Here is a 12,442-nt window from a genome sequence, read left to right on the forward strand (position 1 = left end):
CTTGCGCGAGAAGATCGCGCGAGCTTAGCCGAACCCGCGCGTGTCCGCGTGGACAGCCGGTTTGCGCCGCGAAAACCTCACCACGAAGCGCGCAGCGGAACAACGCGCGAGCGCCTATCATTCCGCTTGCCGCTGGTAAAAAGTGCTGTTAGTGTAAAAATCAGCGTCACGCCGAAAGGGGCGGCCGTGACCGCCGCGATTCGTCGCGGCGACGCGTCGGCACGCTCGCCGTTCGATGCCCGTGAACGCCCGGAGCCGGGTTCCGTCGACGCCTCGTCGACGCATCCCGGCGCGCAGCGGCAAGTCTCTCGATGAGGTGCCCCATGGTGTTCAAATCCGTGCTGGTCGTCGTACTGCTTTGCGCCGTTTCCGGTTGCGCGCACGCGCCGCGCGAGGGAGGCGGCCATGCGGCCGAGCCCTACGCGTCCGGCGAATACGCCGGTGCGTCGGAGCCGAGCTGGAACTATCCCGAAAGCGACCGCTGGCCGGCGCAATGCCGCGATACGTCGTCGCAGCAGTCGCCGATCGATCTGATCAACTTCGCACCGACACCGTGGAACGATTCGTACGTCGTCACGCAGGCGACGCTCGATCCTTTCGAGCGCAACGTCGTGTTCACGCCGAACCCGGGTCCGTCGGTGACGTTCAATCCGGGCGTCGGCGGAAAATCGGGCGGCGTCACCTATACGCCGATCGGTTTCCACTTCCACAATGCGCGCGAGCACCTCGCGTCCGGAGACGCGAGGCTGGAAATGCACATCAAGGCGGTGGACGCGGACAAGAACGTCGCGGTCTTCGCGGCGCAGTGGGAACTGGGCGGCGGGGTCGACACGACGCTCGCGGAGGCGACCGCTTCGCTCGGTGTGCAGACCTCCGCGCCCAGGGCGGTCGACGTCGGCCGGATACTGCGCCGGTTCACGCAGCTGCCGTTCTTCCACTACATGGGATCGCTGACGACGCCGCCGTGCACGCCGGGCATCCGGTGGTTCGTGCTGAGAGATCCGATACGGACGAACGACACGAGCATCAGCGACCTGATGACGGCATTGCAGGCAGCGGGTGTATCGCGGACCAACGTGCGCACGCTCCGGCAGTACACGACGCCGCCGCCGACGGTGTACCTCGTTACGCCGAAATCGCCGCGGCCTTGAGGGATAGGGTCTCGCGTCTTCCGCAGAGACGCCGACGGGTTCGGCGTTTCTGTGGTTGAGCGATGCGGGCTTTTGGCGCGATCGCTACCGTCCGCTCAACCGATAGATAAACGCGTCGACGACATCACCGTCCGCCAGCCGCGCCTTCGCGATCACGCGCTCGTACCCGTCGCCTTCGAACGCGTCGAGGCGCGCCCAGTGGTTCGCGAGTTCGTCCGACGAGAAGACGAGACCCGGGACGATGTCGCCGTCGTCGTCGAGCACGATGCCGGGATAGCCCTGCGCCGCGCCCCAGCCCTCGGCATGCAGCGTGCCGGTGACCGTCGCCGGTTCCCAGCGTCCCGGCACGTCGGCGAGCACGTGCGCGTTCGGCTTTCCGGGCGCGAGCGTTCCGTAGACGAAAAGACGTTCGGTCATCGATGGCTTCCGACGGTGGGTTTCTACGCACGCCGCGAACCTTGCGACAGCGCGCGCGGCGGCGACTGATCCGCGCAGGTTACCGCGTCGCGTGTTGCGCGGATATGCCGATCTGTTCGATCAGATAGGCCGTCCAGCGCGACGGTTGGCCGAGATGCGGCCCGACGTCGAGCACCTGCCAGCCCGCGCCGCGGCGCACACGATCGCCGCGATCGGCGGCGTCGAATCGAGCACCGTCGACGTGTCGCGCAGCAGGCCGACGGCGTTGGCGTCGCGCGTCGCGATGGCGTCGCGGAGCTGGTCGAGCATCGAAGCGAGCACGTGGCGCTGAAACATGGAAGATCCCCCTGCGGAATTACCACTGAGGGGGCAAGCGGCATCCCGTGGCGGCGGCGCGCTGCGCGTCGCAGCGCCATTTCCACAATTTGTTACGTTCCGGGGCCGGGAGCGCCGGCGCGTTCGGTCGGTCCTTGTCGACGTCGCCAGCACAGATAGTAAGGCCCACGATCCAGCCCCGAGACTTGAAAACTCCCGACGGACGCGACCTTCGGCCACTCTTGCGTGCGTCGACGAATGCCGGCAAAGGAGACTCCGGGAGGCAAAGCGCACCGTCGCTGACTGCGAACCTTCCTGGATCCTCCGAAAATTCTTGACCTCCGCAGCGTCGCGAATTCGCCGGTTGCGCTCAAGAATCGTCGAGCGGCGGCCGATACTCGAAGCTAGCCACGAGGTTTTTTATGAACACGCCGGACTTTTCCCTGTTGGCGGCCAGCACCGCGTCTATACCTCGCGACGCCGTCGCGGACATCGTCTTGCAATGGGGCTCGCGGGCTCCCGACTTCGTGCTGTTTTTTACGTCCGTGGGCTACGATCTCGAAGCGCTTGGCGATGCACTGACCGAGGCGTTCGACTGCCCGACTGTCGGCTGCACTACGGCGGGACAGATCGGGCCGGGCGGCTTCGTGCGACATGGCATTTGCGCCGTTGCATTTTTTGGCGGCGTTCTTCGTGCAACCCCGTATCTGATTCATCCGCTTGCTGACTGCCAAGACAAGGCGAAACAGATCGCGCAGCGCATTGGCACTCGCGAAATCTCAAGCATGCCACGACGACGGCGTTTCGGGCTGCTGTTGTGCGATGGTCTGTCGATGTGTGAAGAGCGCCTCACCGCTGCTCTCTATCAGGCGGTCGGCGCGATTCCAATCGTTGGCGGTTCCGCCGGCGACGACCTCGCGTTCGACCGGACGTTCGTATTTCACGATGGTCAATTCCTGAGCGACGCAGCCGTCTATGTCGACTGTGAAACAACGGTGCCCTTCGTCCCGTTCAAGCTACAGCATTTCCGGCCGACCACCGTAAAGCTTGTCGTGACCGGCACCAATTCCAGGGAGCGAACGATCCATACGCTCAACGGTGTACCGGCGACCGAGGCCTACGCGAACGCTGCAGGCGTCTCTCCGGGAGCACTAGACGCGAACGTGTTCGCAAGGCACCCGATGATGATTCGCTTCGGCGAGGACTACTACGTGCGGTCCGTAAGCAAGGCGAACCATGACGGATCACTGACCTGCCTCAGCGCGGTTGGGGTAGGTACCATTGTTACTTTGGCCGAAACAACGGATCCGATTGCTACCGTGGAGCGAGCGTTCGACGATGTGGTCAGATGCGTGGGCGAGCCCGCCGTCATCCTTGCATTCGACTGTGTGCTGCGCCGGCTCGACCTTGAGAACGCGGGACTGCTTGAAAGTGTGGGGTCGATATTCGCCTCTCACCGGGTCGTCGGATTTTCAACGTACGGCGAGCAATTCAACAGCCAGCACGTCAACCAGACATTGTGCGGGATCGCGCTTGCCCGCCCGACCTGATCGCGGTTCGGTTTCGGGAGCGGCGATGCCAATTCGTAGGGACAACGGCGTACATGACCTTCTCGCCCTCGCACTAGACGGCGGCCCGGCTAAATTTTTTCGAGCATTGCGCTACAGACCGCTCGACATCTTCAACTTCAGAATCCGCAGCATCGTCTTCAGTGCGTACGGCGGCCGACCATTGCCCTGCTTGGGGTAGTGGGGCTCGATCCCCCCGGCAACCGATCCCACGGCAACACCTGATCCATCTCCGCCAGAAAAATCTCCCGACGCGTCTTCTTGCGCTTGCCCGCGTACTCAGCGTCGGAGAAGCTCACTGGCGATTGCAGAATGGGACTATTGCACTGCGGCGCGAGGCTTGTTCAGACCATCCCTAGCGCCCGCTCAACCGATAAATGAAGGCCTCGACGACGCGACCGTCGCCAGCCGCGCCTTCGCGATCACGCGCTCGTACCCGTCGCCTTCGAACGCGTCGAGGCGCGCCCAGTGGTTCGCGAGTTCGTCCGACGAGAAGACGAGACCCGGGACGATGTCGCCGTCGTCGTCGAGCACGATGCCGGGATAGCCCTGCGCCGCGCCCCAGCCCTCGGCATGCAGCGTGCCGGTGACCGTCGCCGGTTCCCAGCGTCCCGGCACGTCGGCGAGCACGTGCGCGTTCGGCTTTCCGGGCGCGAGCGTTCCATAGACGAAAAGACGCTCGGTCATCGATGGTTTCCGACGGTGGGTTTCGACGCACGCCGCGAACCGTGCGACAGCGCGCGCGGCGGCGACCGATCCGCGCAGGTTACCGTGTCGCGTGTTGCGCGGATATGCCGATCTGTTCGATCAGATAGGCCGTCCAGCGCGACGGTTGGCCGAGATGCGGCCCGACGTCGAGCACCTGCCAGCCCGCGCCGCGGCGCAGCGCGAACGTCGGAAAGCCGCGACCGCCGACCTCGGCGAGCAATGCGCGGCTTTCGACGATGTGCCGGTCGACGTCATCGCCGGAAACCTGTCGGAACGTGTCGGCGAAGTCGTTCGCGTCCAGTCCGATATCTTCGGCGAGCGACTGCAGCACCGCCGTGTCGGCGACGCGCCGGCCTTCGACGAAATGCGCGCGCTGTATGCGTCGCAACAGGTCGTGTCCGCGGCCCGCGAGCGTCGTGGCGGTCACGATCGCCGCGATCGGCGGCGTCGAATCGAGCACCGTCGACGTGTCGCGCAGCAGGCCGTCGAAGTACGCGTCGCCGAACGGCTGGCCGGTGATTTCGGCGATGCGGCGATCGTGCGGCATGACGTAGTCGCGCCATCGCGCGTCGATGCGTCGGCGGTTCGCGCCGCTCATGAGACCGCCGCCGTGCAGTTCGATCGCGAGGTTCGCTATCGCGTGAGCGGCTTCTACCAGCGGCGCGGCGGCATAGCACCAGCCGCACAGCGGATCGTAGACGTAGTGCAGCACGGCGGACGACGCGACTACGGCCACTGCATTTCGCCCTTGGCGACCTTCGCGCTCAGTTCGAGCGACGAGACGCCGTCGAGATCGGGATAGCGCTGCTTCATCGCGGCGATCAGCGCATCGGCGTTCGCGGCCTTCGCGGTTTCTTCGTCGAACGCGCGGATGTAGTCGCCGGTGAAGCGCACCGCGTCGAGACCTTGCGGCGCGCCCGGCTTGAAGTGGCCCGGAATCACGGTGTCGGGTTTGAGCGCGGCGATGCGATCGAGCATCGCGAGCCAGTCGGCGTGCGACTGCGGCGTCTGCGTGTCGGCCATCCACACGTGTTCGCCCGCGACGACGGGAATGCCGCCGAGCACCGTCTTCGTCGACGCGATCCACACGACCGTGCGATCGGGCGTCGGGCCGTCGAGTCCGACGATCTGCAGCGCGTTGCCTTCGAGATCGATGCGATCGCCCTGCAGCGGTTCGGGAATCACGATGCGGTCGGGCGCGCCCGCGCCGAGCTTCGGTCCCCAGAACGCGAGTTTCGCGGCCGAGGTGGCGCGGATGTGTTCGACGGTCTGCGGCGTCGCGAGCACCTTCGCGTCGGGGAAGGCCGCCGTCAGCGCGACGAGGCCGAAGTAGTAGTCGGGATCGCCGTGGCTGACGTGGATCGCGGTAAGGCGCTTGCCCGAGGTCTTGATCCGCTCGACCAGCTTCTGCGCGTCGACGGTGGAGAACTGCGCGTCGACGAGCACCGCGTCGTTCGCGCCGGTGACGAGCGTCGAGGCCACCTGGAAGATGCCGCTCGCGCCGGGGTTGTAGACGTCGGTCCTGAGCGCCTGGCGAACGGGCGCCGCAGCCGCGGGCGGCGACGCGGGACTCGCGGGCGAGGGCGCCTGCGGCGTGCAGGCGGCGAGGGCGATGGCGGCGAGGGCGCAGACGATGCCCGAAGCGTGCGTTTTCATGACGGTATCCCCGATGGCGGATGCACGGCCGCCACGATAGGCCAATACCGACGCGCGAAAAACGGTGTGCGGGCCGAAAGACTGTTATGGGTTTCGGGACAATGCGCCGAGGTGACTTCGGGTGCGTTGTCCGAAGCTTCGTCAGTCGCTTCGAGGCCCGAACAACTGGCGATGGAACGCTTCGCGATGCTTGTCGCAGACGGCTTCCATCCAGTCGAACTGATCCGCGATGTCGTCGAACGTGCTGTCGAACGCGAACTTGTCTCTCGCGTATCTCGCCTGGTCCGCGAGTGTGCTCGGATCGAGTGTGCGAACCGCTTCGACAAGTTCAGCGTATTCGTCGGCCGAAATTTCGAACGGCTCCCAGCTCGCGCCCGGACTCATGCCGCCATCGCCGCCGCCGCTCGAAAAGCACTGGTTGCAGACGTGCAACGGCGGAAAGATGCCGCAGGCGCCGAAATAAGGGATGTCGTAGACCAGAACGATCAGCGACGCGTTGCGGCGCTGCGGGTAGGGCCAGTGGTATTCGTGACGCTTGTAGCGGACCGTGCGCATGGATCGGCTACTTCGTTGTCGAGCCGTCGAGCGCCGCGCGCAACGCGCGCACTTCGTCGACGTCGGTGGCCATGTAGTCGGGCTCCAGACCCGGCAGCAGCCCCGCGCGATTCGTCGCCGGCGAAGCGCGCAGGCGTCTCGCCGACGCGTGGACTTCGTTCACGCCGCCGCGTCGTATCAATTCCGGCAGAATCGCGGCATTGACGCCGGCGCCGGCCATGATGCGCATGCGGCCCGCCGACTGCCGCGCGTAGGCCGCGATCGCGTCGGCGCCCGCGAGCGCCGTCGGTTGTCCGCCCGACGTCAGCACGCGCTCGCAACGCAGGTCGACGATGCGTTCGAGCGCCGCGACCGGATCGCGCGCCGCGTCGAACGCGCGGTGGAACGTGACGCCCATCGTTCCGGCTTCGTCGATCAGCGCGCGGCACGTGTCGATGTCGACGTCGCCGTCGACGTCGAGCGCGCCGAGCACGACGCCGTCGCAGCGCAGCTGCCGGCACATCGCGACGTCGCGGCGCATCGCCTCGCGCTCGTCGCCGTCGTAGACGAAATCGCCGCCGCGCGGGCGGATCAGCACGTACACCGCGATCGTCAGCCGCTCGCGCGCGAGCGCGATCGTGCCGTACGACGGCGTGGTGCCGCCTTCGCCGAGGTTTTCGCACAACTCGATGCGGTCGGCGCCGCCGGCTTGCGCCGCGAGCGCCGAGGTCAGGGAATTCGCGGCAATTTCCAGAATGCGGCGTTCGCTCATGCGCCGTAGACCGACGTCGATTTGGTCAGGACGTTCGATTCCGCGTCGGCGCCGTCGCAGACGGCGTAGACGAAGCCGTCCTGCAGCGCGCACGCGCCGACCTCGCCGAGCTTGTTCAGCGCGAGAAAGCACACCTGCACGCCCTTGCTCGCCTGCGGGCGCTTCGCGACGATGCGGTCGATCGCCGCGCGGCACGCCGCGGCGGGCGACTTGCCCTGGCGCATGAATTCGACGACGAGAAACGCGCCGGCGCTGCGGATCATTTCCTCGCCGACGCCCGACGCGGTGGCCGCGCCGACGTCGCCGTCGACGTACAGGCCGGCGCCGACGATCGGACTGTCGCCGACGCGTCCGCGCAGCTTCCACGCCATGCCGCTCGTCGTGCACGCGCCGGCGAGCCTGCCGTGCGCGTCGATCGCGAGGATGCCGAGCGTGTCGTGGTTGGACTTGTCGCCGGGTTTTCCGTCGCGCTCCGCGTTGACGCGCGGCGCGTAGTTCGATGTCTTGCGCCACTCCTGCCACGCCTTGCGCGCATCGTCGGTCAGCAGCGGGGTTTTCTTGAATCCTTGCGATATCGCGAAATCCTGCGCGCCCTGGCCGACGAGCAGCACGTGCGGCGTCGCTTCCATCACCTTGCGCGCGACGCTGATCGGATGGGCGATGTCTTCGATCGCCGCGACCGCGCCGCAGCGGCCGTCGCCGTCCATGATGCTCGCGTCGAGCGTCAGCACGCCGTCGCGGTCGGGATAGCCGCAGCGCCCGACCGTGCTGTTGCACAGGTCGGCTTCGGCCCAGCGCGCGCCGGCCTCGACCGCGTCGAGCGCCGAGCCTTGCGCCGCGAGCGTCTTCCACGCCGCGGCGTTCGCGCCGATGCCGAAGTCCCACGTCGATACCACGCGCGGCGCGTTGCCGCGCGGCCGCACTTCCGACGGCGCCTTCGCCGCGAGCGTGCCGCCGGCGGCGGCGAGGAGCGTGGTGCCGAGAAACGTGCGTCGTGTCGTCATGTCGAACCCTTTGCCGGTTTTTCTATCGTCGCGTGGCGCCGGTGCCAGCGCGCCGCGCCGGCGACGCCGAGGCTGCCGTGGTCGACGAGCCGCACGGTGACGCGCGCCAGCCGCTCGCGCAGCACGCCCTTGTTGAGAAACCGCGCCGCGAACGCGCCGGCCGCGAGGTCGTCGCCGATGTGCTCGGCGACGCCGCCGGCGACGTACACCTCGCTCGCGCCGAACGTCGTGGCGAGATCGCCGGCGAAGCTGCCGAGCAGCGCGCAGAACATCGCGAGCGCTTCGGCCGCGACCGCGTCGCCGTCGCGCGCGGCGGCGACGATCGCGGCGGGCGAGGCGTGACGCGGCGCGACGCGTTCGAGTTCGGCGACGGCCGCGGCGAGGTTCACGAGCCCCGGCCCCGACAGCGCGCGCTCGACGTCGACGTGCGGCCAGCGCCGCATCAGCACTTGCAGCACCGCCAGTTCGCGCGGCGTGCCGACCGCGAGCGCCGCGTGGCCGGCCTCGGTCGGCAGCACCGTCAGCGGCGGGCCGCGAAAGCACAGCGCGGCGCCGAGGCCCGTGCCGGGGCCGATCAGCACGATCGGACCCGCGAGCGTCGGCCGCGTCGGGCCGCACAACAGGCGCGTGTCGATCTCGTCGATCGCCGGCGCGGCATAGGCCAGCGCTTCGAAGTCGTTGATCAGGTGCAGGCGGCCGAGGCCCGCCTCGCGCCGCGTCTGCGACGACGACACGGGCCACGGCAGGTTCGTATTGATCAGCCGGTCGCCGTCGAGCACGCCGGCGATCGCGACGGTCGCATCGATCGATGCCGTCTCGCCGAGTCCGTCGAGGCCGTCGACGTATTGCTTGATCAGCGCGGCGAGGCTCGGAAAGTCGGCGCAGGCGTAGCGCTCGTAGCGCGCGAGCGCGACGCGGTCGCCCGCGCCGTCGACCAGCGCGAGCCGCGCGTGCGTGCCGCCGACGTCGGCCGCGATCAGCCGCCGCGCGCTCATGCGGGAATGTCGAGGTATTGCGCGGGCACGGCGCCGGTCAGCCAGACGCCGTTGTCCGAACGCGCAAACGCGAGGCCGGCCCCATGCATCGCGCGCGCGTCGACGACGAGCACGATCGGCACGCCGTGCCGCGCGCCGACGTTCGTCGCGGTGGCGCGATCGGCCGACAGGTGCACGTGCTGCCGCTCGCCGGCGACGAGGCCCTGCCTGCGGATGCTGTCGACGAAGCGCGTCGCGGTGCCGTGATAGAGCACGTCGGGCGGCGTCTGCGGCGCGAGCGCGAGATCGACCGCGATCGAATGGCCCTGGTTCGCGCGGATGCGCGCGCCGTCGGGCGACAGGGCGAAGCGCTGCTTGTCGTTCGTCGCGACGGCGGCGGCGATGCCGTCGCGGTCGAGCGGCGTGCCCTTGGCGGCGGCCTTGGCGATGAGTTCGTCGACGCTCGCCCAGCCTTGCGCGTCGAGGTCGAGGCCGATCGCGTCGGGTTCGTGGCGCAGGACGTAGCTCAGAAACTTGCTGATCTTGACGAGGTCGGGCTTCATGCGTGGCTCGCAGGGAACGGCGTACCGGCTCGCCGGTCGCGCGCCACCGCTTCGGCGCAGGCGCGCGGAACGCGGCGGCGGAACGATGCGCGGCGCGGCTATGCTCGCGGTGCGTCGCGCGTTGTCGCATACCTCGCCGATCGAATCAATGCGCCTCGTCTTATCGAAACCTCGTTCAAAACCTTGAAGGGAATCTCGTGAGCCGTCTGCCCGGGTTGGATCTGTTGCGCGCGATCGCGGTCGCGTGGGTGATGCTGTTTCATTCGTATATCGTCGGCGGCCTGGGGCCCACGTTCGATCCGGTCGCCGAGCCCGGCTGGATGGGCGTGGACCTCTTCTTCGTGCTGTCGGGCTTTCTGATCGGCGGGCAGGTGCTGGCCCCGCTCGCGCGCGGCGGCGCGCTGCGGTTCGGCGATTTCTACCGCCGCCGCGCGTACCGCGTGCTGCCGGCGTACCTCACGGTGCTCGCGCTGTACTTCGCGTGGCCGGGATTTCGCGAAGCGGACGGCATCGCGCCGCCGTGGCAGTTCCTCACGTTCACGCTGAACCTCGCCATCGACTACGAGCACCAGCGCGCGTTCTCGCATGCGTGGTCGCTGTGCGTCGAGGAACATTTCTATCTCGTGTTTCCGCTCGCGGCATGGTGGCTCTCGCGGCGCCCGTCGGTCGCGCGCTTCGTCGCGGTGTGCGTCGCGATCGTCGCCTTCGGCATGGCGCTGCGCGGCTGGATCTGGGTCCACGAGATGGCGCCGGTGCGCGGCGTCGAGGGCGTGGCGCGCAGCTTCGGCCAGCGCTTCATCGAAGACATCTACTATCCGACCTGGACGCGGCTCGACGGCCTCCTGGCCGGCGTCGTGCTCGCGGCGATCCGCGCGTACCGGCCGATGTTGTGGACGCACCTGACGGCGCGGGCGAACGCGCTCGCGCTCGGCGGCCTCGTCGTGGTCGCGGCGGCGGTCGCGCTGTTTTCGAACCGCACGGGCTTCGCGGCGACGACGTTCGGCTATCCGCTGTTGTCGCTCGGCCTCGCGCTGCTCGTCGCGGCCGGCGCATCCGATCGCGGCGTGCTGGCGCGCGTGCGCGTGCCGGGCGCCGCGTGGCTCGCGGCGATTTCGTACAGTCTTTATCTTGTGCACAAGCCGATTTTTCATCTCGTGCGGACGCATGCCGGCGCGTGGCTCGACGACGGCGGCTTCGTCGCGTTCGGCGCGTATGCCGCGGCGTCCCTCGCGGGCGGTGCGCTGCTGTACTACGCGATCGAACGGCCGCTGCTGCGTCTGCGCGAACGGCGCGCGGCGGCGTTTCGCGCCGGGGCCGTGACGGCCGACGCCCGGTAACGCGAAAGATACCCCGCGAACGCGGGGTTTTCCCCGCACGGGCGATCGCGGACATTCGCCGCCGAACTGAACGTTCGGGGGAATCATGATCGTCGACGCCACCGTCAGCCGCCGCGCGGTCCGCGTGCGCCGCCTGCATCGCGCGCTGGTGCTGTTCTGCCTCGCCGGCGCGTGCGCCGCAGCGGCGATCGCGCTCAAGCCCGCCGCCTCCGTCGCGGCCGCCGAGGCGCGCGTCGACGCCGACACGCGCTTCGACTACGTGGCGGTGTTCGAACCCGGAACGAGCGACGCCGACGTCGAACGCTGGCGCGCCGCGGTGCTGCGCGCGCACCGCGCGCCGTGCCTCGAACGCCTGCCGTGCACGACGCGCGCGCTGCGACTCGCCGAACTCGGCGCCGGCCGGCGCTACGCGATCGGCTTCGATCTCAATCGCGCGACGCCGGACGACGAACGCGCGGCGCTGCTCGCGGCCGCGCAGGCGCAGCCGGTGCGCGTGACGCTCGTCGCGGCGACGACGCCGCGGCGCGCGGCGGAATGATCAACGGGAAACCACTACAGGGGTCAAGCATGAAATACGTTCGTTGCGGCATTGCCGCGCTCGCGCTGACCGTCGCCGGATCGGCACATGCCGTGTTCGTGAACGGCGGCTTCGAACAGAACAACTTCAACGGCTGGACGGTCGGCGGCGGCACGAACCCGGGCCTTGCCGGCACCGCGCCGTTCACCGGCGCGAGCGTGCAGATCACCCAGGGTGCGCCGGGGCCGGCCAGCGTAGTCGGCCAGGTTGTCGACGCGCGGGCACCGGGCATCGTGCTCCCGCGCGTCGGCAATCTCACCGCGAAGATCAACGACGAGGCGACCGGCGCGCGGCTGACGACGCTCGTGCAGCGCGACCGCATCACGCAGGCCGACGTCGACGCGTCGGACGGACTGCCGCATCTGCGCTTCGCGTTCGCGCCGGTGCTCGACGATCCGTCGCATGCGCCGCAGGAGCAGCCGTATTTCTACGTCGTCGTGCGCAACGTGGCCGACCAGAGCGTGCTGTTCGAGCAGTTCGCGTATTCGGGCCAGCCCGGCGTGACGTTCCAGCAGGGCACGGGCAGCTGGAAGTTCCTGCCGTTCCAGAACGTCGACGCGACGCTGCCGGCGTCGGCCGTCGGCCAGGAAATCGAGCTCACCGTGATCGGCGCCGACTGCTCGCTCAGCGGCCACGGCGGCTACGTCTACGTCGACGGCTTCGGCTCGGCGCAGGTCGGTTCCGGCAACGGCGCCGGCACCGGTGCGGTCGTGCCGGTGCCGATGCTGGCGCCGGGCGTGCTCGCGCTGCTCGCGGCGGGTCTCGCGGGCGCCGGCGCGATCGGCTGGCGGCGCCGTTGATCGTAACGAAAAATATTCAACACGGCGGCAGTGACGGATCATTGCGTTGATACTCTCCCCGGGCGA

15 protein-coding genes and 1 pseudogene are annotated in these 12,442 nt (G+C 68.5%); 5 read left to right on the forward strand and 11 right to left on the reverse strand.

Going from position 1 to position 12,442, the window contains the following annotated elements; genetic code table 11:
* Nucleotides 1–323: 323 nt before the first annotated feature.
* Complete coding sequence (locus OD750_RS08990) at nucleotides 324–1,151, forward strand: carbonic anhydrase family protein (protein ID WP_263544985.1); 828 nt, start codon at nucleotides 324–326, stop codon at nucleotides 1,149–1,151.
* A gap of 84 nt (nucleotides 1,152–1,235) precedes the next feature.
* Here OD750_RS08990 and OD750_RS08995 read toward each other — a convergent pair whose 3' ends face one another.
* Together OD750_RS08995 and OD750_RS09000 are read right to left on the reverse strand one after the other, a co-directional pair.
* Entirely contained in the window at nucleotides 1,236–1,568 is a 333-nt protein-coding gene (locus OD750_RS08995) for a gamma-glutamylcyclotransferase family protein (RefSeq protein WP_263544984.1), read from the reverse strand.
* Nucleotides 1,569–1,688: 120 nt separating this feature from the next.
* Nucleotides 1,689–1,904 (reverse strand): hypothetical protein, encoded by a 216-nt coding sequence (locus tag OD750_RS09000; RefSeq protein WP_263544983.1) that lies wholly within the window; start codon nucleotides 1,902–1,904, stop codon nucleotides 1,689–1,691.
* A gap of 401 nt (nucleotides 1,905–2,305) precedes the next feature.
* Here OD750_RS09000 and OD750_RS09005 point away from each other — a divergent pair, with 401 nt between their 5' ends.
* Nucleotides 2,306–3,433, forward strand: a complete 1,128-nt coding sequence (locus OD750_RS09005; RefSeq protein WP_263544982.1) for an FIST N-terminal domain-containing protein — start codon at nucleotides 2,306–2,308, stop codon at nucleotides 3,431–3,433.
* Between the two features lie 141 nt (nucleotides 3,434–3,574).
* Here OD750_RS09005 and OD750_RS09010 read toward each other — a convergent pair.
* The 9 genes and pseudogenes from OD750_RS09010 to OD750_RS09050 form a co-directional block, all read right to left on the reverse strand.
* Nucleotides 3,575–3,750, reverse strand: a pseudogene (locus tag OD750_RS09010) (transposase); the annotation flags it as partial.
* A 67-nt stretch (nucleotides 3,751–3,817) separates the two neighbouring features.
* The gene (locus OD750_RS09015; protein WP_263544981.1) at nucleotides 3,818–4,138 is read right to left on the reverse strand and encodes a gamma-glutamylcyclotransferase family protein; all 321 of its coding nucleotides are present in this window, start codon (nucleotides 4,136–4,138) and stop codon (nucleotides 3,818–3,820) included.
* A 79-nt stretch (nucleotides 4,139–4,217) separates the two neighbouring features.
* On the reverse strand, nucleotides 4,218–4,895 hold the full coding sequence (locus OD750_RS09020) for a DsbA family protein (protein WP_263544980.1): 678 nt from the start codon (nucleotides 4,893–4,895) through the stop codon (nucleotides 4,218–4,220).
* Entirely contained in the window at nucleotides 4,886–5,815 is a 930-nt protein-coding gene (locus OD750_RS09025; RefSeq protein WP_263544979.1) for an MBL fold metallo-hydrolase, read from the reverse strand. The genes OD750_RS09020 and OD750_RS09025 overlap by 10 nt, the downstream gene beginning before the upstream one ends.
* 141 nt (nucleotides 5,816–5,956) lie before the next feature.
* Complete coding sequence (locus tag OD750_RS09030) at nucleotides 5,957–6,370, reverse strand: hypothetical protein (protein WP_263544978.1); 414 nt, start codon at nucleotides 6,368–6,370, stop codon at nucleotides 5,957–5,959.
* 7 nt (nucleotides 6,371–6,377) lie between these two features.
* Nucleotides 6,378–7,121, reverse strand: coding sequence for a copper homeostasis protein CutC (locus OD750_RS09035; protein ID WP_263544977.1), 744 nt, complete (start codon nucleotides 7,119–7,121; stop codon nucleotides 6,378–6,380).
* On the reverse strand, nucleotides 7,118–8,125 hold the full coding sequence (locus OD750_RS09040) for a glycosylasparaginase (RefSeq protein ID WP_263544976.1): 1,008 nt from the start codon (nucleotides 8,123–8,125) through the stop codon (nucleotides 7,118–7,120). The genes OD750_RS09035 and OD750_RS09040 overlap by 4 nt, the downstream gene beginning before the upstream one ends.
* The gene (locus tag OD750_RS09045) at nucleotides 8,122–9,120 is read right to left on the reverse strand and encodes a glucokinase (protein ID WP_263544975.1); all 999 of its coding nucleotides are present in this window, start codon (nucleotides 9,118–9,120) and stop codon (nucleotides 8,122–8,124) included. The genes OD750_RS09040 and OD750_RS09045 overlap by 4 nt, the downstream gene beginning before the upstream one ends.
* On the reverse strand, nucleotides 9,117–9,662 hold the full coding sequence (locus OD750_RS09050; RefSeq protein WP_263544974.1) for an RNA 2'-phosphotransferase: 546 nt from the start codon (nucleotides 9,660–9,662) through the stop codon (nucleotides 9,117–9,119). Before OD750_RS09050 ends, OD750_RS09045 begins: the two co-directional genes overlap by 4 nt.
* Nucleotides 9,663–9,859: 197 nt before the next feature.
* Between OD750_RS09050 and OD750_RS09055 the strand changes: the two genes are divergently transcribed.
* From OD750_RS09055 to OD750_RS09065, 3 genes are all read left to right on the forward strand, one after another.
* The gene (locus tag OD750_RS09055; RefSeq protein ID WP_263544973.1) at nucleotides 9,860–10,999 is read left to right on the forward strand and encodes an acyltransferase family protein; all 1,140 of its coding nucleotides are present in this window, start codon (nucleotides 9,860–9,862) and stop codon (nucleotides 10,997–10,999) included.
* A gap of 85 nt (nucleotides 11,000–11,084) precedes the next feature.
* Nucleotides 11,085–11,537: a hypothetical protein gene (locus OD750_RS09060; protein WP_263544972.1), complete on the forward strand. Its 453-nt coding sequence runs from the start codon at nucleotides 11,085–11,087 to the stop codon at nucleotides 11,535–11,537.
* Nucleotides 11,538–11,566: 29 nt separating this feature from the next.
* On the forward strand, nucleotides 11,567–12,376 hold the full coding sequence (locus OD750_RS09065; protein ID WP_263544971.1) for a hypothetical protein: 810 nt from the start codon (nucleotides 11,567–11,569) through the stop codon (nucleotides 12,374–12,376).
* Nucleotides 12,377–12,442 lie beyond the last annotated feature (66 nt).

The sequence above is a fragment of the Tahibacter soli genome, assembly GCF_025717065.2.
In the GTDB taxonomy this organism is placed as follows: Bacteria; Pseudomonadota; Gammaproteobacteria; order Xanthomonadales; family Rhodanobacteraceae; genus Tahibacter; species Tahibacter soli.

Excerpts from the sequence above, each read along its gene's own strand:
- OD750_RS09050 (WP_263544974.1), bottom strand. The coding sequence starts at position 9,662 with ATGAAGCCCGACCTCGTCAAGATCAGCAAGTTTCTGAGCTACGTCCTG.
- OD750_RS08995 (WP_263544984.1), bottom strand. The coding sequence starts at position 1,568 with ATGACCGAACGTCTTTTCGTCTACGGAACGCTCGCGCCCGGAAAGCCG.
- OD750_RS09040 (WP_263544976.1), bottom strand. The coding sequence starts at position 8,125 with ATGACGACACGACGCACGTTTCTCGGCACCACGCTCCTCGCCGCCGCC.
- OD750_RS09030 (WP_263544978.1), bottom strand. The coding sequence starts at position 6,370 with ATGCGCACGGTCCGCTACAAGCGTCACGAATACCACTGGCCCTACCCG.
- OD750_RS09025 (WP_263544979.1), bottom strand. The coding sequence starts at position 5,815 with ATGAAAACGCACGCTTCGGGCATCGTCTGCGCCCTCGCCGCCATCGCC.
- OD750_RS08990 (WP_263544985.1), top strand. The coding sequence starts at position 324 with ATGGTGTTCAAATCCGTGCTGGTCGTCGTACTGCTTTGCGCCGTTTCC.
- OD750_RS09005 (WP_263544982.1), top strand. The coding sequence starts at position 2,306 with ATGAACACGCCGGACTTTTCCCTGTTGGCGGCCAGCACCGCGTCTATA.
- OD750_RS09015 (WP_263544981.1), bottom strand. The coding sequence starts at position 4,138 with ATGACCGAGCGTCTTTTCGTCTATGGAACGCTCGCGCCCGGAAAGCCG.
- OD750_RS09060 (WP_263544972.1), top strand. The coding sequence starts at position 11,085 with ATGATCGTCGACGCCACCGTCAGCCGCCGCGCGGTCCGCGTGCGCCGC.
- OD750_RS09035 (WP_263544977.1), bottom strand. The coding sequence starts at position 7,121 with ATGAGCGAACGCCGCATTCTGGAAATTGCCGCGAATTCCCTGACCTCG.
- OD750_RS09065 (WP_263544971.1), top strand. The coding sequence starts at position 11,567 with ATGAAATACGTTCGTTGCGGCATTGCCGCGCTCGCGCTGACCGTCGCC.
- OD750_RS09000 (WP_263544983.1), bottom strand. The coding sequence starts at position 1,904 with ATGTTTCAGCGCCACGTGCTCGCTTCGATGCTCGACCAGCTCCGCGAC.
- OD750_RS09045 (WP_263544975.1), bottom strand. The coding sequence starts at position 9,120 with ATGAGCGCGCGGCGGCTGATCGCGGCCGACGTCGGCGGCACGCACGCG.